This window comes from Paracoccus haeundaensis (assembly GCF_006239215.1).
GTDB classification, from domain to species: domain Bacteria; phylum Pseudomonadota; class Alphaproteobacteria; order Rhodobacterales; family Rhodobacteraceae; genus Paracoccus; species Paracoccus marcusii.
On the sequence record NZ_VDDC01000049.1, the window covers coordinates 1 to 18,748 of the forward strand.

The following is an 18,748-nucleotide window of genomic DNA, read 5'->3' on the forward strand; positions in this document are numbered from 1 at the left end:
CCGAGATCGAAGCCGTCCGCTGAAGAATGGCGGGAAAGGGGGCAGTCATGCTCGGGGCTGATTTGCGCAACATCGCCATTGCACTCCTGAAACCATTTCCAAAGCGCTTGGGTTTATGGTAGGGTGACACCATGCCAACCGTTCTTCGCTTCGACGGTCTGCGGGTGGTGATCTACCCGGATGACCACCGCCCGGCCCATGTCCACGTGATCGGGGCAGGCGGCGAAGCGGTCTTTATCCTCAACTGCCCTGACGGCCCCCCTGAACTGCGGGAGGTCTACGGGTTTTCGCGGCGGATCGTGGTGCGCATCCAGAAGGACCTGGCCGCCCATCTTGCGACTCTCTGCCCAGCATGGAGTGAGATTCATGGACGTTTCTGAACAAGAGTTTCAGGCTTCGATCCAGCGCGGTGAAGACCTGCGCCAGAACGGATACGCGGTCAGCGCGGAATACGATGCCCCTCAGAACCGACTGGTGGTGAGCCTCAGCTCCGGCGTGATTATCACGGTGCCCGTCCATCTGATGCAGGAGCTGGCCGATGCCGATCCTGCAGCGCTTGGTGAAATCGAGATTGCACCCTCGGGGCTGGCCCTGCATTGGCCATCCCTGGATGCCGATGTCTACGTCCCGAGCCTCATGCAGGGCATTTTCGGCACCAAGCGCTGGATGGCCGCACAGCTTGGCGCAGCAGGCGGCAGGGTAACCACCCCCGCCAAGGCAGCCGCCGCGCGGCAGAACGGGGCCAAGGGAGGACGGCCCCGCAAGCAGGCATAGTCACCGGTATGCGCCGAGACGCGCGGGAGACGGGGATCAGCCGGGGGTGGTGGGGCGGTTGAGCCGCTCAAAATATGACTTTCAGCCGTGAACCGTATTTGATCTGCCGTAGTGAATTTCATTCCGGCATTGGCATTGTAGAAAAGCTGCTTCTCAGGTTCTCTGCCACCAAGACGCTGCACTACGAGGCCCGATCATATCAGATCAACTCTCACTTCCTTTTTGCGACCCCCTGTTCCGAAGCGAAGCGATTGCCGGCTTCGAGTGTGGACTGGTGCATAACGGACGCCATGACCTGCTCTTAACTACCCGGCACACGCCACATGATCGAATGCACCAGCATTTCCAGGTAGCTCGCGCCCATGGCATGCTCACCGTCCGGGACGGCCTGGTTCCTGGTCACGATCCGTGGGACCGGCTCTCGGCCGCCCGGGAAGCTGATGTTCAGGGGATCTGGGATCTGTCCCACTATCACCGAAACTTCGATCCGATCCATACGGCGCAGATCGCCGCGGAAGCGGCGCTTGGTATTTCCGGCCATGAGCGGCTTTGGTTGTGTCCGGTCAATGAACCGTCTCTTTATCCGCGGCTATCAGGCATGCGTTCCCATGAGGCCGCCGGCATGGCGATCACCATGGCCCGAGTTGCACGCGATCATCATCCCAATATCGGCATTCTGACCAACGATCCGATCACCGGGGTCGGAGACCGTCAGTTCGAAGCAACCGACGCCATCGTGTCAGCCGTCGATGTCGACGTGATCGGTGTGAACTATTATCCCCATACCGCCCGCACCGCGCTTTCAAAAGTTTTGGTCAAGACGTGGAGACGGTACCGGAAACCCGTCATGGTCTCTGAAACCAGTTGGCATGATGGCCATCCTGTTCATCATCACCGCCATCCCGGGTTTCACAAAGGCCACTGGTGGCGGCACGTTCACGAAGAAGTGGAGATTGCCAGGCGACAAGGGGTGAACGTGGTTGGCGTCTGCTGGTACCCGATCGTCGACTGCCCGCCGTGGCACACGCCCCGCGCACGCCGACGGTGGAGCCACGGACTGATCCGAAGCGACATGTCTGTCGATCCGGCTCTGGCTGCGGAACTGTTTGCATGATGGCATGACAGATGGCTTGAGAGCCCGACGCTGTTCCAGGAACAAACAAATGCTTGGGTCGGTTGATCCCAGCAAAACTCACTCACCTCGTGGCGATTTGAGATCAAGGAAAACCGTATGGTACGTTCAGAACTCGTCCGAAAGATCGCTGATGCCAACCCACATCTTGCACCCAAGGCTGCAGAGGCAGTCGTTGCAGCGATCTTCACGGAAATCGAGGGGGCATTGGCACGTGGAGACAGGGTCGAACTCCGAGGCTTCGGGGTGTTCGTCACCAGACCTCGGTGTGCACATACGGGTCGAAACCCTAAAAGCGGAACACCGCTGAAAATCCCGGCAAGACAGGTTCCGTGGTTCAGAGCGTCGAATCTGCTGCTTGATAAAATCAACGCTTAATATGCGTTAGGTACGCTAAAACTATCTCCCCACAGGCCACCAAACAATGGCAGACGGGCTATGTTGACCCAAGAGCACGCCGGGCAACAGCCAGGAGCCGCCTCTCCTCGAACGGCTTTCGAACATTCTCTACATTCGCCAGGACAGTGACTGTCTGTAGTTGCGCAGTCTCGTAGGACGAGGAGAGGAAGAAAGGGATCTGAAGGCTTCGGAGACGTTCCGCGACTGGAACCACCGATTGGCCCCGAAGGTTCACGTCGAGAACCGCCAGGTCCGGCCGCGCATTGTTCAGGAGTTGCAGGGCCATGTCGACCGAGGTGGCAGGCCCAAGCACATCATAGCCGTTATCTTGAAAGATGATCCGAAGGTCGATGGCAATGATAGGCTCATCTTCGACAATAAGGATGCACGGGCAATGAGCGGCATCAACAGGTGTAGCATTGTGGGGCAAACGAGCATCCTTCGGTTGCGGCGGAGAAAACATGTGAAGGCTCTTCCTCATGGAACCTTTTTCGATTCAACAGCCGAACCGAAGATGTAGGAGAATGTTCCGGTATACTTCAAGCGGCTCTGTCGGAGAAGATCGGGAGGTCTCTACAAGGTTCCGGTCATCTCATAGCGTACCCCGCTTGGGGCATAGTCCAACTGGGCCTTACCGTCAAAATAGAAGGGCACAACACGCTCGGTCAGGCGTGTACCGAACCCCGTTCGTGTGGGCGCATCAACTGCGGGTCCTCCAACTTCCTGCCACAGGAACATGAGTGCCCGATCCACCGATACCGTCCATGATATGTGGATCCGGCCCTGCGCGCTCGACAGGGCGCCGTACTTTGTCGCATTCGTCGACAACTCGTGGAGGGCAAGCGCCAGACCCATGCTCTGCTGCGCGGTCAGCGCCGCCGTGTCCCCGCTTATCAGAAAACGATGCTCGCCATCGGCATGCGGCGCAATTGCGGCCTGCACCACCTCGTGGATGTCGGCGGTCTCCCACCTGTGCTCCGTCAGGATGTCCTGCGCGCGCCCAAGGGCATGGATCCGGTCGGACACCAAGCGCGCGGCATCCTCCAGCGAAGTGGCGTTGCGCAGGCTCTGGGTCACCACCGCCTGGACCATGGTCAGGGTGTTCTTCATGCGATGGATCATTTCGCGCTGCACAACCCTTTGCTGGCGCTCCCAGTCCCGCCTTTCCTCAAGTAGGCGTTGGGTCTGGGCGAGCTTCCGCGCGCCTTCGAGATGCTGGCCAATCAGTTCTGCAAACAGCTTAAACGTTAGGATTGTCTGTGCCGATCTCAAGGAACGGGGGAGGGGATCGATGGCGCAAAGAGTGCCAAAAAATTCCCCGTCCGGCAGATGAATGGGAAAAGACACGTAGCTCTGGAAGCCATACATCAGTGGCGTCTGGTGGGTGCTGTAACGTTCATCCGTGGACACACTCTCGATGACCACCGGGGCCGGGAGCTGCCGGATCTCATGACAGATCGTCGTCTCCACCGGCAGTTCGTCACCCGCGGCAAGGCCGAAGGCGATCTCGTCCTTGACGGCGCAGGCAATCCAGCGGCCTTCGGTGACGCGTGCCACCGCTGCAAACCCCATGCCCGTCATCTGGCACACCACGTCGAGGATCGAGGACACGGCTGAGATGGAGGCGATGATATCCACATCGGCTTGAAACTTGTCTTGCATCCCCACGCCTCTCCATCCTCAGGCACCGCCATTATCCTAACGTCCAATTTGCGAGGATGCCCGGAAACAACGATAGTCCGTAATCTCCTCAGGGCCGTGCCGGACCTGTCTTCATCACCTGCTACACCAAGCAGTCTTGTTCAGCCGCCCCTCTCGTCTGCTATCGTACTTTACAAGCGGAAGCCAAGGAGAGGCTGTGCACCCGTCAGCTGAGCAGCACGTCCTGGACGCCCCGGGACGCGCCTTTCCTACAACGGCATCCTGGTTTGGGCTAAAGCGCCCCTGGTTCAATTTTAATCACGCAGGCTCCTGATAGAGAGTATGATAATAGGCCTCGGACCAAGCCAAATCCCGCCGGCGCTACGGCATATGGGAACATCCCGAGGCCAGAACCGTTTTTGATCCTGAAACGAAAGGATCATCATGATGACCTATGACAGCACTACTGATACTGCAGGCGAGATGTCCGTCTCGGCACTCTTTGACACCCAGGACGATGCACAGCGTGCCGTGGATCGGCTTCTCGTGGCTCGCGTGGACATGAGCCAGATCCGCCTGGATTCCGGCAAGACCGACACCGCGACTGAGCAAGCCGATCAAGGCAAAGGCTTCTGGGACAGTCTGGGCGATCTGTTGATGCCTGACGAGGATCGCTACAGCTATGCTGAAGGCCTCTCCCGAGGCGGTCATCTCCTGACGGTGTCCGGTCTCGACAGCGAGAAATATGATGCGGTTCTGGACATTCTGGATGACGAAGGCACCGTGAACCTCGATGAGCGCGAGGCCAGCTGGCGCAACGAGGGGTGGGGCGGCTACGAGGTCAGCCCCTATGCGGCAGAGCGTGCAACCGCCGCCGGGCATTCCGCGACCCCCTCTGGAGAGTCGATCCCGGTCGTTCAGGAGACCCTGCGTGTCGGCAAGCGTGACACCAGCCACGGTCGCGTCCGCATTCGCGCCTATACGGTAGAAACGCCGGTCAGCGAGACGGTTGAGTTGCGCGATGAGCATGTTGAGCTGGTCCGAACCCCTGTGGATCGTCCTGCCATCGTTGACGAAGACTACCGCGAGCGGACGTTTGAGGCGGAAGAACACCGGGAGGAGGCCGTCGTCTCCAAGGAAGCCCGCGTGGTTGAGGAGATCGGGCTGCGCAAGACCAGCGATACGCGGCAGGAAACAGTGTCCGACACGGTTCGCCACACCGAGGTCGAGGTGGACGACGAGCGCTCTACCTTGGGCCGCGACGATCGGAACCGCACCCGCGAGTGATACTCCTTCAATCTGGCATCGGTGGCTTGCTCCGTCTCCAGCACAATGAACAAGAGGGCCGCCCTTGTGCGGCCCTTTTTGCATGAGCAAGCACCAATTATCTTCAGTAAGATGCGACATGCCAGCGGCGAGCTGCGGCGGACGAAGAGGCGACCCGAGCACGGGCCGCCTCTCAAGCACGTCTGCCGAGCGGCAAGCTCTGCTATCGTTTTGCCTGTTTAGCGGACCTAGGTCATGCCAGTCGCAGGTCGATCGCGCTGATCTTTCCGCCGCGGCCGGTTTCCAATTCGTACGAGACAGCTGCGCCATCCTTCAGGGTCTGCATACCGGCCCGCTCGACGGCCGAAATATGGACAAAAACATCAGTCCCGCCGTTGTCAGGCTGGATGAAGCCGAAGCCTTTGTCCGCGTTGAACCACTTTACCGTTCCCTTGGGCATCTTGATCTCCATGTTGAGCCTTGGCCTCGTGACAATCATCCATGATACGCGAGCCGACAAGCTAAGAAGGAAGACCGGATGCAGCCGTGATCCGCGGGGCGTCGTTGTTCATCACGCCGACCCGGCACATGGCCTGACCATTTCGACAACTTCCCAACAACCCCGGCGCGAGGCAAAAGGGGGATAACAGCCATGCCGCGATTATTGTCTCTTTATCGAGAAATACCGCCGGATGACCTGTCCACTGCTCGAAAACCAGACTTGCAGCGCACCAGCTCCTTCAGGACCTGGTGCGTTTTTTTGCCAGGTATCGCCGGTTTGAAAGGGTTTACTCCGTAGCGAGCCAAAAACGGCCTTTCTGCAAGCCGTGGAACCAGACCCCCAGTGGGGTTTTGTTGCTCTAGGGACAACGTCCACACACACAAAAGGACTACGCGATGGTACAGAAACCGCCTGTCAAAACAGACCGCAATGTCAATGCCGCTGCCAATGATACGTCAATTCCGTACGAAGCAGGCACCGCAGGCTTGGTTGAGCGGGGGGCGGCCCTTGCCGATGGGGCTCTGAACGTCAGTCGCGAGTATGTCGGCCCTCTTCGGAAGGCGGGACAGGATCATGCCAAACGGCTGTACAAGGCTGGCGGACAGCGCGCGCAGGAAGCAGCTTTCTATGCGGAACTGGGTTATGAGGAAACACGCGACCTTGTTCGCGGCTACCCGGTTCAGGCCTTGGGGATTGCAGCAGGCGTCGGTGTGCTCCTGGGCTTGCTGGTCGCCCGCCGCTGAACATACCCCCCGATCGGCAGATCGTATCCCAAGCCCCATATCGGCGGTGAGTCAGCCAGGAAAAGACATGGACACCATGCCAACAGCGACAGCTTTCGTGTTCTGCCACCCCATTGAGATAACGACCCAGGACATCGACGCCATGGGCCATGTCAACAACGCCGTCTATCTTCAATGGGTACAGGAAGCCGTCGTTCGATATTGGCAGTACCGCTCTCCGCCGCAAGCGCAGATTGAACTCCTCTGGGTGGCTCTGAAACATGTGATCGTCTATCGCCTGCCGCTGTTTCTGGAGGACCGGGTGGAGGCACATGTCATGGCTACTGCAACGCGCGGAACGCGCGCTTCCTTCACGACCCTGTTCAAGCGTGGAGATGATTTGGTGGCGGAGGTGCGCAGTTCCTGGTGCTGCGTCGATGCGACCACCCGGCGGCCGCGCCGGATCGCCAGTGACATTGCTCGTGCCTTCCTGCCGAATGTCGGTCGATCGGTCGCTGCCAATAAAGAGCAAGACTGACAAGGGCGATTGTCGGCTTAAAGTCGCCGGATGTCTTTATCGAATTTGACGGCCCAACCGAGGCAATGAGATGATCGACGGGTCATAGAACGGTAGGGCTTGCCATGATTACTTCACAGAAACGATGCCTGACGACTGAGCCGAGACAGCTACCCACACTCTTCCCGAAGCTTAAGCATACTGGAAGCAGTCATTGCCACGCCAAGATGAGCAAACGGAAGACCAAGTCAAACCCTGATGAAGACATCGAACAGATGATCGAAGCAAAAGTCGCCTTGGCCCTGCGCGTCATGAAGTTCTAAATCACGGCCGGCCAAGCTTCCCAACACCTGTTCATATCCTTTCGAGAAGAAGGAGTTGCCATGATCCGCTCGCAACTGGTGGGAAGGCTCGTCAAGGCTCATCCGCATCTGCCTCAATCCATGGTGGAAGCCGCTCTCGACACGATCCTGATCGAAATCATGGACCGTCTCGCGCGAGGCCAAAGAGTCGAGATCCGCGGTTTCGGAAGTTTCGCCACCAAGATCCGGGATTCAAGAATGGGTCGAAACCCCAAAACCGGTGAACCCATACAGTTGAACAGCAAGCAGATCCCACGGTTCAGAGCTTCGAAGCACCTTCTGGAACAACTCAACCGTTCCAGAACCGCCGGATAGTTTCCCTCTCTGCGCAATCAGCGTCCGTGGCATGCAGCCACGCGAAGCGTCTGGTCACTCTTGATCTGCCATCAAGGGCCACCGAGCCGAGAGTGTTCCAGCAGCTCCGGGGCAAGTTCTGCGCAAAACATACCCCCCTTGCAGATGTTCTACACGTTAAGGTTGTACATGATGCCGGATTGTTCGTGATTTGTACTGATAGGGTTGGCCGTGGTCAGCCTCCGAACAAAATCTTTTCGCAGATGAGGTGCCTTCAAGGACGCAAGGTCCATCATATCAAGTATGTTTGGCTCCAAGGCGCTAATACAGACCGTTAGCTTTTTTAGATCGGTTTCAATAGGGCTTTCTTCTCGAATACAAGTTTGGACCCGTAATAAGCTGTCGGTCACAGCGGGCGTTGATAATTAAATGCAGACGTGTCGGATGTCATCCCAAAAATCACCAAGAATAAACTCTGCCGTAAAGAGCGGGGTTCGACGAAACATCTATTTAACTATCTTAGATGCAATACTAGGAAAGCAAATAATATTTTCAAAACCATCAACGAACATCAGAAAACCTTAAAAAAAGAGCTTCAATATCCGCGTGCGCCATCTCTTGGGAATCGAAGGCTCCCTTGCTCCAGTATTTATCTATGATGTCTTTCTTCAAATTAGTGACATCAACATTTCGCATACTCCACTTTGGGAATAAACGGGAATCAACTCCTTGGGTCAATAGAACGTTGATATAGCGATGTCGCGTATCCTGCATAATTCTCATGAAGCAATTCGAAATTACCGTACGGCCACCTTCGATCAGCTGAATGAAATCCTCGTCGCTGGAAATGAGAAGGCCTGTAATATCATCGCGTATATTGTTTCTGCGTGATTCCTCTAAAATATCATCAAGGGCCTCTTTTTTTATTCCGCCATGGTTTGAGGCGTAGATAAGTCTGGTGAGTTGCATATCTTATCCTTCACTCAGGCCAGTAAAAAAATATACTACATGAAATGCATATACAAATAGATTCTTCGGAAAATAAACCTTTGTAGTGCTGACAGTGGGGGCTCTTCGGTAAGTCCCGGCCCCTTTTCTTACAGTCTGCATAATTCAAGGAACGGCTAGATTGGAATTCTATCTAAGTTCATATCAGCGTGCCGGGTTGGCGGAAGCTAATGGTGCTGTAGTTTTTCTTGGCTCGGCCAAGACGTCCTCAAGCGCCTGTGTCATCAGCGTGCGCCCCAGCATCGCGCGGCGCCGCAACGATATGCGGCTATAGTCAACGATCTTTTTACAAATCGTTGTTCAGAAAAACATCCAGGCTTTCGACGCGGCGATCGGGCCGATTGCCCGCCATGACCGCCGCGACGATGGCCCCGATCGGGGCGCCGGCCATGCGTGCGACGCTCAGTCCCGCTGCTGGATTGCCTTCCACGCGTCAGCATGAAAGGCACCCACGGCGTTTCCGCCGGTCACGCATAGCCAGGTCTCCACTTCGTCAGCCTCTGATCATGCGCAGCATGGCCAGATGTGAATCGATGGCCGGTACGGCAATCATCGACGCGCCCTTTGCCATCGGATCGCTACCGTCCGTGGCATAGGCCGCGTGCAGGGCCCTGACCTGCTCATGGGCAGTGATCTGGCTGTCCACGTACATCTGGTCAAATTCTTCGCCTGCCTGCATTGCCCGCAGGGCTTCGATGGTGGCGGCATGATTGGCGGCTACCTGGTTGCCCGGCGCGCTTCCGAAGGCCGCAGCGATGGCTTGTTGCTCGCTGGCCTCCAGCGCGGCAAAGGTGCGAACCGCGTCAGACGAGGCGCGTTCGACGGCGATCTGACTCGCCAAAAGCGAAAAGTTGCCGGCCAGCAGGATCGGCTGCTTGCCATCATCGGCGGCGGCAGGGGTTTGGGCGAGCGCCAGACCAGCATAGGGCAGGATGGCGGCGGCGGACGTGATCGCAAAGACGGTTCGGCGGTTCATCGGATCCTCCTGTTGGGTGGGGGTCCGGCAACCGGCGACGTGAGCGAATGTTCCGGCCGTCGTCTTATTCGGCTATCAGAGAGTCGAGCTACCGGCGCAATGCTTGGGGGGTCAGCTCCGTGTCTGCTACACATGAATATGGCCAGCATGACTGCGCACAGGTAGTCTCAGCCATGACGCTGATAAGCGAACTCAAAAAAAAGCCGCACGGGATCGGAATCCCGTGCGGCTGCTTTGAAGCGTCGTAGCGACGTGCTGTGCACGACACCAGGCGCGCCGTCTTACATCTGTTCGCTTTGAGCGCCGCTCTTTGGCTTTGCTTTGCCCAAATCGGGCACCTGTCCCAGGGGAGCCATCGGCTGGATGGTGAACTCGCCCTTTCCATCGATCGAGGCCCCCTGCGACCACCGTCCTTCTGCCGGTTCGCTGCCATCTGCCTGAAAGCCGAGATAGGCGTAGCTGAACTCGGCTTTTTCTTCGCTCTGGGGATGACTGTTGGGGATTGGAAAGGCGCCAGTGGCGCCACCCAGTTCCTCGAGCGCCGCCATCCACTGGTTCTGGTGCATCGTGTCGCGGGCGATCAGGTACTGCAGCATGTCCTTCATGCCGGCATCGTCCGTCATGTTGTAGAGGCGCACGGCCAGGGTGCGGCCCGTGGACTCCGCCGCGATGTTCGCAGTCATGTCCGCGGCGATGTTGCCGCTGGCATAGATATGGGACATGTCGAACGGCACGCCGTCCGAGTCCACGGGCATTGCCGACAGACCGGAGGACAGCAGGTTCTTCAGGTTCAGGCCGCCCATGATGGCATTGACGGCCGAGTCCTTTGCCGCTTCTTCCTGCAGGCTCAGGGGGGCCCCTTCGAGGTTGAGGGCCACGGCCGTCGCCAGCATCTCGATATGCCCCAACTCCTCGGCCGCGGTGTTCATCAACATGTCGCGGAACTTCGGATTGCCGCGGGCACCGCAGGCTTGGAAGAAGTACTGCATGGCAACGCGGATTTCGCCTTCCACTCCCCCGATGGCCTGTTGCAGGGCGCGGGCAAACAACGGGTTCGGGGCGTCGACACGGACCGGGTACTGAAGCTTGTTGTCTGTGTAAAACATGATCTCTCTACTCATCTGAGGGGAATGCAGGATCAGCGTGATCTTCTACGGAAAAAGCCTGCCCTTCCGGGCAGGCCTCTGTCGGATCTTCAGGCCGACTTGCCGGTTGCAGCGGTGTTGATCACAGCTTCGGCCAGCATGGTGAGCTTCTCGTCCGTTGCGGTCTCTTCCTGCAAGGTCTGGTCCAGAAGCCCGGCGGCCTCATCCATGCCCAACTTCTCTGCCCAGGCCTTCAGTGTGCCGTAACGGCTGATCTCGTAATGCTCGACAGCCTGGGCAGCGGCCAGAAGGCCCGCGTCATGCGCCGGGCTGCCTTTGAACTCGTCCATGATCTCGGAGGCCTCAGAGATGATGCCTTCGATCGCGTCGCAGGTCTTGCCGCGCGGGCGCTTCCCGATCAGTTCGAACACCTGCGTCAGGCGCTCGACCTGGCCCTGCGTCTCTTCCTCATGCTGCTCGAACGCAGCCTTCAACTCCGGGTTTTGGGCAGCACGCGCCATCTTGCGCAAGTTTGTCGTCAGCTTCTTCTCGGCGTAGTAGACGTCTTTCAGGGTTTCGTGAAACAGCGTCTCAAGGGTCTTGTCAGCCATCGGTTCTCTCCTGATGCTTGGATTGCCCTTCAGCGGGCGGATGTGATTTGAAAGCCGATCAGACGTCGGCGCGTTCGCCACTGGCCGACAAGGCGATGTACGCCCGCGTCACGATCGGCAGGTTTTCTTCGATCCAGCCCGCCATGCGGCGCTCTTCACCCAGGTTCTGACGCAAGAGTGCAGTGGCCTGCGTTGCACCGCTTTCCTCGGCCGCGGTAATCAGCGAGATGTATGCGGCGATCTCGAAATGCTCGAATGCGTAGTTCGCATAGCTGTTCTTGAGGATCTCGTCGCTTGCCATGGAGTGGGTCAGTGCGGCCATCGATCCGGTGAACGACAGGGCTGCATCCTTCAACGACGAGTGGGATTCATCGACGTCTGCAAGGATCTGCTCCAGGCGATGCATCTGGTTCTCGGTTTCACGGATGTGCAGGTCCAGTTGAGCCGCCACTTCCGGATAATGCTCGATCCGGGAAAGCTGGGGCTTCATGATCGAAAGGGCCTGGTTCTCCATCGCGTGTGCGTTCTTCAATCCAGTGATAAAGACGTCGTGCGCGGATGTGACGTTTGTCATGCGAACTCCTTCTTGCCAGAATTGCTCTGGTATTCTGGCTTCCGTGGTGAAGAAGCTTTGCTATAGGCATTTGGTTCCTTGTCACCATATGGCGCCGTTCATGACGCCGTCGTGACTTCTTGCTGGCAGGGGTCGTGTCTTGATCAAAGCGTCCTGCGATGGTCCGGATGTCCCCGATCACGTCAATCCGTCTATCATCGTGGATCGCGTTCCGCAGTCTGTAACGCCTCCGACAACCGCTATGTCCCGCATGGTAGCGTATCGACCGTCATTTTGGACAGTCTGCTATGCGGGAGAAGCGGACGTTCCACGTCTCTAACTGTCCTTGAGAATGATGCTGATGCCGCCGCTGGTTTCCAGCACGGCGGCATCGATCTTTGCGAGCGATGCGACCCCTTGCTGCGCCCTTGCGGCTTCCAGTACATCCGCAACGCTCACCCGCGCGCGCCGGAAAGCTTCTTCGTCGATCGTGCCGTTGCTGATGAGAACCGTGGGCGCCCCGTCGAGCCAGAGCGCCAGCCGTGCCGATCGTCCTTTCAGGAATGCCAACGATACGTCTGCCGCGAAAAGCGTGACGATCAGCACGAACGCATTGATGATTGAGAAGTCGTCACCCAACAGAGCCTGTTGGGTCGTTTCCGCGATGATCAGCAGCAGGACAAAATCGAACGGGGTTGTCTGTGCCAGGGTGCGGCGACCCGAAAGGCGGGCGATGATCAGCAGCACGAAGTAGACGGCCAGACCGCGGATGACTGAATCCATTCGAACCTCTTATGGGAGAACAAGAATGCCGACCATCAGCGTCTCCCCGCCAATGGTCATGTCGAAGCTGGCCCGGCCGAAATGCATGGACCGGATGCCGATGGAAACCTCATGAGGCGGCGCCCCCTCCGCCGCGAACCGCAGGCGCTGTGCAGAGGACGCAAGGGTGTTCTCCTGTGGTTCGGGTTGAATGCGTTCGATGGAGAAGAGATCAAAAAAGGGCTGCGCAATGGTGACCTCATGCGCCGCTTGCGGCGTCGTGAAGCGAATAGAGAGATCATCCGAAGCTTCCCACCGTGTGATACGTGGGAGTTCCACGACGGCATCGGCAAAATAGACAGTCTGCTTCTGGAACACGCCGCCGCTGCCCGTAAAACCCAGCAGCGCAACAAGACAGACAACACCAAACAGGAACCATGACACGCGCTGGACGGTCCAGAACACCCTCTGGATCCTTCGCTCTTCTTGCAATTGGAGGCCGTCCTCACGCACTGGCGGAATGCTAATGTCTTCGTTCATTGGCTCATCGTCCAAAGCATGTTCCTGTTGCCGAACCGTCCGGGCCGCTGCGCGGTTCCGCAGATAGCGCTTCCCAAGTTTATCAGGGTGATATCGATCTGGGGTGAATGACTGCTTTGGGCGCTGCTCGTGTCGAAGCTGTATGGACCTGAGCATCAGCCGGTGAGGCAGACCGCCTGTCAAACAGGTTTGCCTTTCACGGGCAGCGTCCCAATCTCCGCCCATGTGTCGGATCAGCGGAACCAACCGGGTGACGTTTGAAGAGCTAACGGCAGGAACAGAAAGATGTAGCGCCTGTTAAGCGGAAGACAGAAAGGGAGCCGTGATGCTTGAATGGATTTCAGCCAACAGTGATGTCATAAATGCTGTTGCAAACGTTGCTATGCTCTTCGTCTGGATCGCTTATCTCCAGGTCTTTCTGCAAAGCTTTCGGCGGCAGCGCCGATCAAAAATCGTTATCAACCAAGCTGCTGGCTCCGAACTGGATGCAGCTTGCTTTATCAGCAACATGAGTTCGGAAGCCGTTTATATCGAAAGTGTCCATGCGACCCTGAGATGGGGCGACAGGGAAGTGCAACATTCGATCACGGACTATAGGATTGACTTAGGGGACAACGCGGACCCAAGAAACAAAACGTTCCAGGGGCCTCTCAAGCAGGGTGACTACGCTTCGATCGGCACGTTTGAGAGCATTATCAACCGTACCAGAGCGGAAGGTGAGGCAAGTCCCATGCAGGCGGAAACAGACCGGGTCAGCATCGAAATTCTCGTGATTGGAGACCACTTGTCCGACGATCTTTTGGTCGGAGCAAAACGCACGTTCATCACACATTTTGATAATGGAAGCTGGACCATAAGGCCTGCAGCTGCCGCAACAGAACAGCTGCGATCACGCAGCGAACGGTTCAGGCTTCACGATCAAATCAGAAGCCAAGCCGCAGACCATTGAGGCAGAGCTATCCGACAAGTTCATTGCGCTTTCGGTTCAGACCCGCCGAAGGTTTCGGGCAGATTTGACAGCGGGAAAAGGTTGATGAGAGTGTTGTGGGGTCACAGAACCATGGGGGTTACCATGACATTCGCAAGACAAAGGCCTCAAACCTCTGAACCTCAGAATCTGACCTCGCTCTCCCTGGAGCTCGATCATAGGGAGAACAAGGATCGGCAGGCCAGCAAGAGCAACCAGATGACCGGTTCAGAACCCGATGATGACCTCGAACGTATGATTGAGGCGAAGGTCGCCATGGCCTTGCGTCTGATAAAGTTCTGAGCGCAGAGAACTGGACATGACTTTCAACCCTTCGGCCATCCAGTCTGAGGGTCAGAGCACAGCGTGTCACATGCAGAGAACCTTGATGGCAAAAGTCGTCCTCCTCAGGGACATTCATGGCAGGATGCATGTCTTTGAATGCCCGCCCTGGCGCATGGTCAAGGTGACATCGACCCTTGATGGCGTGAGCGTGGATCTGTCCAACGGGGACGGGATCGCGACAGTGAAGGTGAGCGAGACGCCGGAAGGCATCGGAATCCAGTTCAGGGACTGAACTTCACAATTCCCGGCTGGCCAAGCTTCAGAATGCCTGCTCATATCCTCCCGGGAAGAAGGAGTTGACCATGATCCGCTCGGAACTGGTAGGAAAGCTCATGGAGACCTACCCTCATCTATCCCGACCTGTGGTGGAGGCCGCTCTCAACTCGATCCTGAACGAGATCACAAACCGTCTCGCCCAGGGTCAGAGGGTCGAGATCCGGGGGTTCGGGAGTTTTGCCAGCAAGATCCGGGATGCCCGAATGGGCCGAAATCCTAAAACCGGAGAACCTGTGCAGGTGGAGAACAAGCAAGTTCCACGGTTCAGAGCCTCCAAGCACCTTTTGGAGCAGCTCAACGGCTCAAAAACCCCTGGTTAGTCCTGCTCATCGCGATCAGCGTTCGATGCCCGCAGCCTTGCGAAGCGTTTTGAGCTATAGAATGACCCGCGCCAACCTGCTGGTCAAAGGCCCTGAGAGAAGATCAGGTGTCTAGAATGAGTAAGGTCCACAAAGCGGGCATTCCGATCCCGGGCCTTCAGGACTGCTATGCGGGCCCAAGCGGCCGGTCAGGAATATCAGGCGAGACTTGCGACGTCGGCGAATGGGGACCAGATGCCCCGTTGGCGGCGCTGCGCATCGATGGTATACCGAAGTAATACCATCCGTACTCGGAGGACTTCATGGCTGCCGTCCACCCTGTTGCCGTAAAGCTGGATGCCGAGGTTCATGCCCGGATGCGGGAGCTTGCCAAGGCACAGAACCGTACCCCGCATTACCTGATGCGTGAGGCCATTGCCCAGTATGTTGAACGCGAGGAAAAGCGTGAGGCGTTCCGGCAGGAGGCGCTGACGGCATGGGCGTCCTATCAGACCACTGGCCTGCATGTTTCTCATGCCGAGGCGGATGACTGGTTGACTCGGCTCGAAGCTGGTCAGGATGTAGAGCCGCCTGAATGCCACAGCTGATCTGGACGCCGAAATCGCTGCAGGGCGTCCAGCGGTGCTATCGGTTTCTGGCTTCCAAAAACCCGGATGCCGCGTCCCGCGCAGTGCGGGCCATCCGGGAGGGCATGCAGATCGTAGCCGCGCAGCCGGGCGTAGGGCGCCCGGCCGACAAGATGGCCCCGGAGTTCCGGGAGTGGCTGATCGCGTTTGGGGACAGCGGCTATACGGTCCTCTATCAGGTGGACGGCAAACAGGCCGTCGTTCTGGCGATCAGGCATCAGCGTGAGGCAGGATACTTATGATCCGGGAGGGTAGCTTCGCATGCCGTCCAGGCTGAACATCGATGTCCGCCACGCTGATCTTTCGCTGCAGCATACCCGCAGTGATGCAGCGCTCGGCAGGGTGAGAAGCGATGCCACGGGAGAACTCCTCGATCCGCGAAAGCTCAGCAAATCATGGCTTGTCGCGTTTCAGAATAGAACCCACCCTGGAAGCGCTAGCCCAAATGCGACAATGGTTGCCGGGAGAGTTTCTCCCGTCTGTAGCCGCGTCCGAGTATGTTAGCCTTGAACACCTCGGCAGGCGTTCGGAAGCCGAGGCACTTGCGCGGCGTGGCATTGAGGCCCGCGCAGAGCTGACGGAGCTCCTCCTGGGAAAGCGTGTTCGGATCGGTATCGCGGCAGAGCCATCGTCTGAGACGCTTGTTGGCGTTCTCGACGGCGCCTTTCTGCCACGGTGACTGCGCCTCGCAGAACCAGGTTTGGGCGCCCACCTCCGCCTGCAGATGCGGCCAATCGATGAACTCGGAACCACGGTCAAAGGTGATCGATCGGCAGGCATGCCGGGGCAGGGGCGTCAATGCTTGGGCGATCTGCGCCATGATCGGCTGTAAGCGCGACGCGGCCCCCCTCCTGCCGCTTCTGATCTGACCGGGCCATTTTCTGTACGCATGAGCGTTGGAGGTGTTGGTTTGGAACGAGACGGCAAAGTGGGCGTCCATTTGGACGGCCCAGGGGACGGCAGGGTTTCTCGGCTAGAGGTGATCGAGGGGCCGAGCGGGCGTCGGCGGCGCACGAAGGCGGAGCGGGCGCGGGTCGCTGCGGAGAGCCTGGTGCCGGGGGCCTCGGTAACGGATGTCGCGCGGCAGCACGGGACGACGCGCTGGCAGGTCTACGACTGGCGGAAGAAGTTGCGGACGGGGCAGCTTGTCGTGCCCGAGAGCGTGGCGGCCCTGCCGATGTTTGCAGAGTTGGTCGTCGAGGGTCCCGCAGCGGCGATGCCGGCAGAGACGGAGGTCGCCACCGGCGTGGAGATCGTTGTCGGCGATGTCGTGATCCGCGTCGGGGCCGACGCCGATGAGATCCTGCTGACCAGGTCCATCCGGGCGGCGCGGACGGCGACATCATGATGCTCGGTCAGGGAGGGCCAACAAAGGTCTATGTGGCGACGCGCCCGGTGGACTTCCGCAAGGGGATCGATGGCCTCGCGCTGGCGGTGCAGGAGATGTCCGGGCTCGATCCATTCTGTGGGGCGGTCTTCGTCTTCCGCTCGAAACGGGCGGACAGGATCAAGCTGCTGGTTTGGGATCAGACCGGAATGGTGCTCGTTCACAAGCGCCTTGAGGGAGGCAAGTTCGTCTGGCCGCAGATGCGGGACGGAGTGATGCGGATCTCCTCGGCGCAGCTGGCGGCTCTGTTCGAAGGGTTGGATTGGCGGCTGGTGCGGCCGGAACGGGCGCGGCGTCCGCTGGTCGCAGGGTGAGCGGGCGGACGCACGGGAATTCCCTGTTTTTGCTAGCCAGAACCGCGTTTGCGTGATTCACTCCGAGGCATGGATGCCGATGCCCTCAGCCGTGAGAACGCTCATCTGAAGGCCCGCCTGACCGAGGTCGAGGCGGCGCTCGTGGAGGTGCAGGAGGCCAATCGTCGGCTGGAGGGCATCCTGCGGGCATCGCAGCGCGAGCGCTTCGGCAAGAGTTCCGAGAAGCTGTCACCCGACCAGTTCAATCTGCCGCTCGAGGATGCCGAACTGGCCCAAGGCGTCCTCGCGGCCGCGCAGGAAAAGGCAGAGGCCGCGCTTGCCCAAACGCGCGGGGAAGAACCTCGCAAGCCCGCGCGCAACCGCGGGCATCTGCCGGCGCACCTGCCCAGGGTCGAGCGCGTGATCGAGCCCGCCAGCATCCAATGCCCCTGCGGCTGCGGTGAGATGGCCCGGATCGGGGAAGATATATCCGAGCGGCTCGACGTAATCCCGGCGCAGTTCCAGGTGCTGGTGACGCGGCGCCCGAGATACGCCTGTCGCCGCTGCTCGCAGGCCGTCGTGCAGGCGCATGCCCCTGAGCATGTCGTCCCTGGCGGGCTGCCGACCGAACGGCTGATCGCGTGGATCATCGTCTCGAAGTTCGGCGACCACCTTCCGTTCTACCGCCAAGCGGGGATCTTCGAGCGGCAAGGTCTCCACCTCGACCGTGGCACACTCGGCAACTGGACGGGGCGCGCCTGCTTCCACCTGATGCCTGTCATCGACCACATGAAGGCTCATCTGCGCAGCGCCGACCGGATCTTCGTGGACGAGACCCGCGCGCCGGTGCTCGATCCGGGCCGGAAGGCTACCAAGAGCGGCTACTTCTGGGCCGTCGTGTCCGACGATCGCGGCCATGGCGGTGTCGGTCCGCCCATCGTGCTGTTCCACTACGCCCCCGGCCGAGGACGGGAGCATCCGCTAAAGTTCCTCGCCGGATACCGCGGCCGGTTCCTGCAATGTGACGCCTACCAGTCCTACAACGCGCTGACCGAGATCACGCGCGATGAGGGGCCGTGGCAGTTGGTCAATTGCTGGACCCATGTCCGCCGTCGCTTCGTGAAGCGCTTTGAAAGCGAGGGCTCGCCCATCGCCGAGGAGATGCTGCGCCAGATCGCATTGCTGTATCAGATCGAGAAGACCGTGCGCGGCCAGGCTCCCGCCGACCGTCTCGCCGTCCGGAGCGCCCAGGCCGCCCCGATCATCGCCGCGCTCAAGCCCTGGCTTGGAACTCAGCTGTCGCGCATCCCGCAGAAATCCCTTCTGGCCGAGGATATCCGCTATACCCTCGCGCATTGGCCCGGCCTGATCCGCTTCCTCGACGACGGCA

General features: G+C 58.9%; 27 protein-coding genes and 1 pseudogene. 17 read left to right on the forward strand and 11 right to left on the reverse strand.

Annotated elements, in window-relative coordinates; genetic code table 11:
• Positions 1-131: 131 nt before the first annotated feature.
• From FHD67_RS18305 to FHD67_RS18320, 4 genes are all read left to right on the forward strand, one after another.
• Entirely contained in the window at positions 132-380 is a 249-nt protein-coding gene (locus FHD67_RS18305) for a DUF4160 domain-containing protein (protein ID WP_139599590.1), read from the forward strand.
• Positions 367-774, forward strand: a complete 408-nt coding sequence (locus FHD67_RS18310) for a DUF2442 domain-containing protein (RefSeq protein WP_139599591.1) — start codon at positions 367-369, stop codon at positions 772-774. The genes FHD67_RS18305 and FHD67_RS18310 overlap by 14 nt, the downstream gene beginning before the upstream one ends.
• Positions 775-1,105: 331 nt before the next feature.
• On the forward strand, positions 1,106-1,888 hold the full coding sequence (locus FHD67_RS18315; protein WP_139599592.1) for a glycosyl hydrolase 53 family protein: 783 nt from the start codon (positions 1,106-1,108) through the stop codon (positions 1,886-1,888).
• Between the two features lie 117 nt (positions 1,889-2,005).
• On the forward strand, positions 2,006-2,284 hold the full coding sequence (locus tag FHD67_RS18320) for an HU family DNA-binding protein (RefSeq protein ID WP_139599593.1): 279 nt from the start codon (positions 2,006-2,008) through the stop codon (positions 2,282-2,284).
• Between the two features lie 58 nt (positions 2,285-2,342).
• Here FHD67_RS18320 and FHD67_RS18325 read toward each other — a convergent pair whose 3' ends face one another.
• Both FHD67_RS18325 and FHD67_RS18330 read right to left on the reverse strand, forming a co-directional pair.
• On the reverse strand, positions 2,343-2,786 hold the full coding sequence (locus FHD67_RS18325; RefSeq protein WP_246071344.1) for a response regulator: 444 nt from the start codon (positions 2,784-2,786) through the stop codon (positions 2,343-2,345).
• A 92-nt stretch (positions 2,787-2,878) separates the two neighbouring features.
• On the reverse strand, positions 2,879-3,967 hold the full coding sequence (locus FHD67_RS18330; RefSeq protein WP_139599594.1) for an HWE histidine kinase domain-containing protein: 1,089 nt from the start codon (positions 3,965-3,967) through the stop codon (positions 2,879-2,881).
• Positions 3,968-4,390: 423 nt separating this feature from the next.
• Between FHD67_RS18330 and FHD67_RS18335 the strand changes: the two genes are divergently transcribed.
• On the forward strand, positions 4,391-5,233 hold the full coding sequence (locus tag FHD67_RS18335) for a YsnF/AvaK domain-containing protein (protein WP_218062347.1): 843 nt from the start codon (positions 4,391-4,393) through the stop codon (positions 5,231-5,233).
• 232 nt (positions 5,234-5,465) lie between these two features.
• Here FHD67_RS18335 and FHD67_RS18340 read toward each other — a convergent pair whose 3' ends face one another.
• Positions 5,466-5,672, reverse strand: a complete 207-nt coding sequence (locus FHD67_RS18340; protein WP_139599611.1) for a cold-shock protein — start codon at positions 5,670-5,672, stop codon at positions 5,466-5,468.
• A 437-nt stretch (positions 5,673-6,109) separates the two neighbouring features.
• Here FHD67_RS18340 and FHD67_RS18345 point away from each other — a divergent pair, with 437 nt between their 5' ends.
• The 3 genes from FHD67_RS18345 to FHD67_RS18355 all read left to right on the forward strand — a co-directional run bounded on the left by FHD67_RS18345 (position 6,110) and on the right by FHD67_RS18355 (position 7,630).
• Positions 6,110-6,457 (forward strand): glycine zipper domain-containing protein, encoded by a 348-nt coding sequence (locus FHD67_RS18345; RefSeq protein ID WP_139599595.1) that lies wholly within the window; start codon positions 6,110-6,112, stop codon positions 6,455-6,457.
• A 67-nt stretch (positions 6,458-6,524) separates the two neighbouring features.
• Positions 6,525-6,974: an acyl-CoA thioesterase gene (locus FHD67_RS18350; protein ID WP_218062348.1), complete on the forward strand. Its 450-nt coding sequence runs from the start codon at positions 6,525-6,527 to the stop codon at positions 6,972-6,974.
• A gap of 362 nt (positions 6,975-7,336) precedes the next feature.
• Complete coding sequence (locus tag FHD67_RS18355; RefSeq protein ID WP_139599596.1) at positions 7,337-7,630, forward strand: HU family DNA-binding protein; 294 nt, start codon at positions 7,337-7,339, stop codon at positions 7,628-7,630.
• Positions 7,631-8,170: 540 nt separating this feature from the next.
• Here FHD67_RS18355 and FHD67_RS18360 read toward each other — a convergent pair.
• The 7 genes from FHD67_RS18360 to FHD67_RS18390 form a co-directional block, all read right to left on the reverse strand.
• Positions 8,171-8,578 carry a BLUF domain-containing protein gene (locus tag FHD67_RS18360; RefSeq protein ID WP_139599597.1) on the reverse strand — a complete coding sequence of 136 codons (408 nt, stop codon included), beginning with the start codon at positions 8,576-8,578 and terminating at the stop codon, positions 8,171-8,173.
• A 532-nt stretch (positions 8,579-9,110) separates the two neighbouring features.
• Complete coding sequence (locus tag FHD67_RS18365; protein WP_139599598.1) at positions 9,111-9,593, reverse strand: DUF4142 domain-containing protein; 483 nt, start codon at positions 9,591-9,593, stop codon at positions 9,111-9,113.
• Positions 9,594-9,874: 281 nt separating this feature from the next.
• Complete coding sequence (locus tag FHD67_RS18370) at positions 9,875-10,699, reverse strand: manganese catalase family protein (protein WP_139599613.1); 825 nt, start codon at positions 10,697-10,699, stop codon at positions 9,875-9,877.
• Positions 10,700-10,788: 89 nt separating this feature from the next.
• The gene (locus tag FHD67_RS18375) at positions 10,789-11,289 is read right to left on the reverse strand and encodes a YciE/YciF ferroxidase family protein (protein WP_139599599.1); all 501 of its coding nucleotides are present in this window, start codon (positions 11,287-11,289) and stop codon (positions 10,789-10,791) included.
• A 58-nt stretch (positions 11,290-11,347) separates the two neighbouring features.
• Positions 11,348-11,863: a ferritin-like domain-containing protein gene (locus FHD67_RS18380; protein WP_139599600.1), complete on the reverse strand. Its 516-nt coding sequence runs from the start codon at positions 11,861-11,863 to the stop codon at positions 11,348-11,350.
• A gap of 315 nt (positions 11,864-12,178) precedes the next feature.
• Complete coding sequence (locus FHD67_RS18385) at positions 12,179-12,625, reverse strand: DUF421 domain-containing protein (protein ID WP_139599601.1); 447 nt, start codon at positions 12,623-12,625, stop codon at positions 12,179-12,181.
• A gap of 9 nt (positions 12,626-12,634) precedes the next feature.
• Positions 12,635-13,069 carry a hypothetical protein gene (locus FHD67_RS18390; protein WP_139599602.1) on the reverse strand — a complete coding sequence of 145 codons (435 nt, stop codon included), beginning with the start codon at positions 13,067-13,069 and terminating at the stop codon, positions 12,635-12,637.
• Positions 13,070-13,469: 400 nt separating this feature from the next.
• Between FHD67_RS18390 and FHD67_RS18395 the strand changes: the two genes are divergently transcribed.
• The 6 genes from FHD67_RS18395 (at position 13,470) to FHD67_RS18420 (ending at position 15,920) form a co-directional block, all read left to right on the forward strand.
• Entirely contained in the window at positions 13,470-14,093 is a 624-nt protein-coding gene (locus FHD67_RS18395; RefSeq protein WP_139599603.1) for a hypothetical protein, read from the forward strand.
• Positions 14,094-14,216: 123 nt separating this feature from the next.
• Complete coding sequence (locus FHD67_RS18400; protein ID WP_139599604.1) at positions 14,217-14,414, forward strand: hypothetical protein; 198 nt, start codon at positions 14,217-14,219, stop codon at positions 14,412-14,414.
• A gap of 85 nt (positions 14,415-14,499) precedes the next feature.
• Positions 14,500-14,688, forward strand: coding sequence for a hypothetical protein (locus FHD67_RS18405; RefSeq protein WP_139599605.1), 189 nt, complete (start codon positions 14,500-14,502; stop codon positions 14,686-14,688).
• Between the two features lie 70 nt (positions 14,689-14,758).
• Positions 14,759-15,052, forward strand: coding sequence for an HU family DNA-binding protein (locus FHD67_RS18410; RefSeq protein ID WP_045999880.1), 294 nt, complete (start codon positions 14,759-14,761; stop codon positions 15,050-15,052).
• Between the two features lie 302 nt (positions 15,053-15,354).
• A complete protein-coding gene (locus tag FHD67_RS18415) occupies positions 15,355-15,639 on the forward strand; it encodes a CopG family ribbon-helix-helix protein (protein ID WP_139599606.1) in 285 nt (94 codons plus the stop codon).
• Positions 15,627-15,920, forward strand: a complete 294-nt coding sequence (locus tag FHD67_RS18420; RefSeq protein WP_045999878.1) for a type II toxin-antitoxin system RelE/ParE family toxin — start codon at positions 15,627-15,629, stop codon at positions 15,918-15,920. Before FHD67_RS18415 ends, FHD67_RS18420 begins: the two co-directional genes overlap by 13 nt.
• Positions 15,921-16,114: 194 nt before the next feature.
• Here the strand turns inward: FHD67_RS18420 and FHD67_RS18425 are convergent.
• A pseudogene (locus FHD67_RS18425) lies at positions 16,115-16,513 on the reverse strand (IS30 family transposase); the annotation flags it as partial.
• Between the two features lie 144 nt (positions 16,514-16,657).
• Here FHD67_RS18425 and tnpA point away from each other — a divergent pair.
• The 3 genes from tnpA to tnpC form a co-directional block, all read left to right on the forward strand.
• Positions 16,658-17,026: an IS66-like element accessory protein TnpA gene (gene tnpA, locus FHD67_RS18430; protein WP_204245734.1), complete on the forward strand. Its 369-nt coding sequence runs from the start codon at positions 16,658-16,660 to the stop codon at positions 17,024-17,026.
• A complete protein-coding gene (tnpB, locus tag FHD67_RS18435) occupies positions 17,023-17,379 on the forward strand; it encodes an IS66 family insertion sequence element accessory protein TnpB (protein WP_071209476.1) in 357 nt (118 codons plus the stop codon). The genes tnpA and tnpB overlap by 4 nt, the downstream gene beginning before the upstream one ends.
• Positions 17,380-17,448: 69 nt before the next feature.
• The coding region (gene tnpC / locus FHD67_RS18440; RefSeq protein ID WP_139599608.1) for an IS66 family transposase at positions 17,449-18,748 on the forward strand (1,300 nt) is incomplete at its 3' end.

Bases quoted from the DNA above. Each gene is read 5' to 3' on its own strand.
- FHD67_RS18305 (WP_139599590.1), top strand. From the start codon at position 132: ATGCCAACCGTTCTTCGCTTCGACGGTCTGCGGGTGGTGATCTACCCG.
- FHD67_RS18310 (WP_139599591.1), top strand. From the start codon at position 367: ATGGACGTTTCTGAACAAGAGTTTCAGGCTTCGATCCAGCGCGGTGAA.
- FHD67_RS18315 (WP_139599592.1), top strand. From the start codon at position 1,106: ATGCACCAGCATTTCCAGGTAGCTCGCGCCCATGGCATGCTCACCGTC.
- FHD67_RS18320 (WP_139599593.1), top strand. From the start codon at position 2,006: ATGGTACGTTCAGAACTCGTCCGAAAGATCGCTGATGCCAACCCACAT.
- FHD67_RS18325 (WP_246071344.1), bottom strand. From the start codon at position 2,786: ATGAGGAAGAGCCTTCACATGTTTTCTCCGCCGCAACCGAAGGATGCT.
- FHD67_RS18330 (WP_139599594.1), bottom strand. From the start codon at position 3,967: ATGCAAGACAAGTTTCAAGCCGATGTGGATATCATCGCCTCCATCTCA.
- FHD67_RS18335 (WP_218062347.1), top strand. From the start codon at position 4,391: ATGATGACCTATGACAGCACTACTGATACTGCAGGCGAGATGTCCGTC.
- FHD67_RS18340 (WP_139599611.1), bottom strand. From the start codon at position 5,672: ATGCCCAAGGGAACGGTAAAGTGGTTCAACGCGGACAAAGGCTTCGGC.
- FHD67_RS18345 (WP_139599595.1), top strand. From the start codon at position 6,110: ATGGTACAGAAACCGCCTGTCAAAACAGACCGCAATGTCAATGCCGCT.
- FHD67_RS18350 (WP_218062348.1), top strand. From the start codon at position 6,525: ATGGACACCATGCCAACAGCGACAGCTTTCGTGTTCTGCCACCCCATT.
- FHD67_RS18355 (WP_139599596.1), top strand. From the start codon at position 7,337: ATGATCCGCTCGCAACTGGTGGGAAGGCTCGTCAAGGCTCATCCGCAT.
- FHD67_RS18360 (WP_139599597.1), bottom strand. From the start codon at position 8,578: ATGCAACTCACCAGACTTATCTACGCCTCAAACCATGGCGGAATAAAA.
- FHD67_RS18365 (WP_139599598.1), bottom strand. From the start codon at position 9,593: ATGAACCGCCGAACCGTCTTTGCGATCACGTCCGCCGCCGCCATCCTG.
- FHD67_RS18370 (WP_139599613.1), bottom strand. From the start codon at position 10,699: ATGTTTTACACAGACAACAAGCTTCAGTACCCGGTCCGTGTCGACGCC.
- FHD67_RS18375 (WP_139599599.1), bottom strand. From the start codon at position 11,289: ATGGCTGACAAGACCCTTGAGACGCTGTTTCACGAAACCCTGAAAGAC.
- FHD67_RS18380 (WP_139599600.1), bottom strand. From the start codon at position 11,863: ATGACAAACGTCACATCCGCGCACGACGTCTTTATCACTGGATTGAAG.
- FHD67_RS18385 (WP_139599601.1), bottom strand. From the start codon at position 12,625: ATGGATTCAGTCATCCGCGGTCTGGCCGTCTACTTCGTGCTGCTGATC.
- FHD67_RS18395 (WP_139599603.1), top strand. From the start codon at position 13,470: ATGCTTGAATGGATTTCAGCCAACAGTGATGTCATAAATGCTGTTGCA.
- FHD67_RS18400 (WP_139599604.1), top strand. From the start codon at position 14,217: ATGACATTCGCAAGACAAAGGCCTCAAACCTCTGAACCTCAGAATCTG.
- FHD67_RS18405 (WP_139599605.1), top strand. From the start codon at position 14,500: ATGGCAAAAGTCGTCCTCCTCAGGGACATTCATGGCAGGATGCATGTC.
- FHD67_RS18410 (WP_045999880.1), top strand. From the start codon at position 14,759: ATGATCCGCTCGGAACTGGTAGGAAAGCTCATGGAGACCTACCCTCAT.
- FHD67_RS18415 (WP_139599606.1), top strand. From the start codon at position 15,355: ATGGCTGCCGTCCACCCTGTTGCCGTAAAGCTGGATGCCGAGGTTCAT.
- FHD67_RS18420 (WP_045999878.1), top strand. From the start codon at position 15,627: ATGCCACAGCTGATCTGGACGCCGAAATCGCTGCAGGGCGTCCAGCGG.
- tnpB (WP_071209476.1), top strand. From the start codon at position 17,023: ATGATGCTCGGTCAGGGAGGGCCAACAAAGGTCTATGTGGCGACGCGC.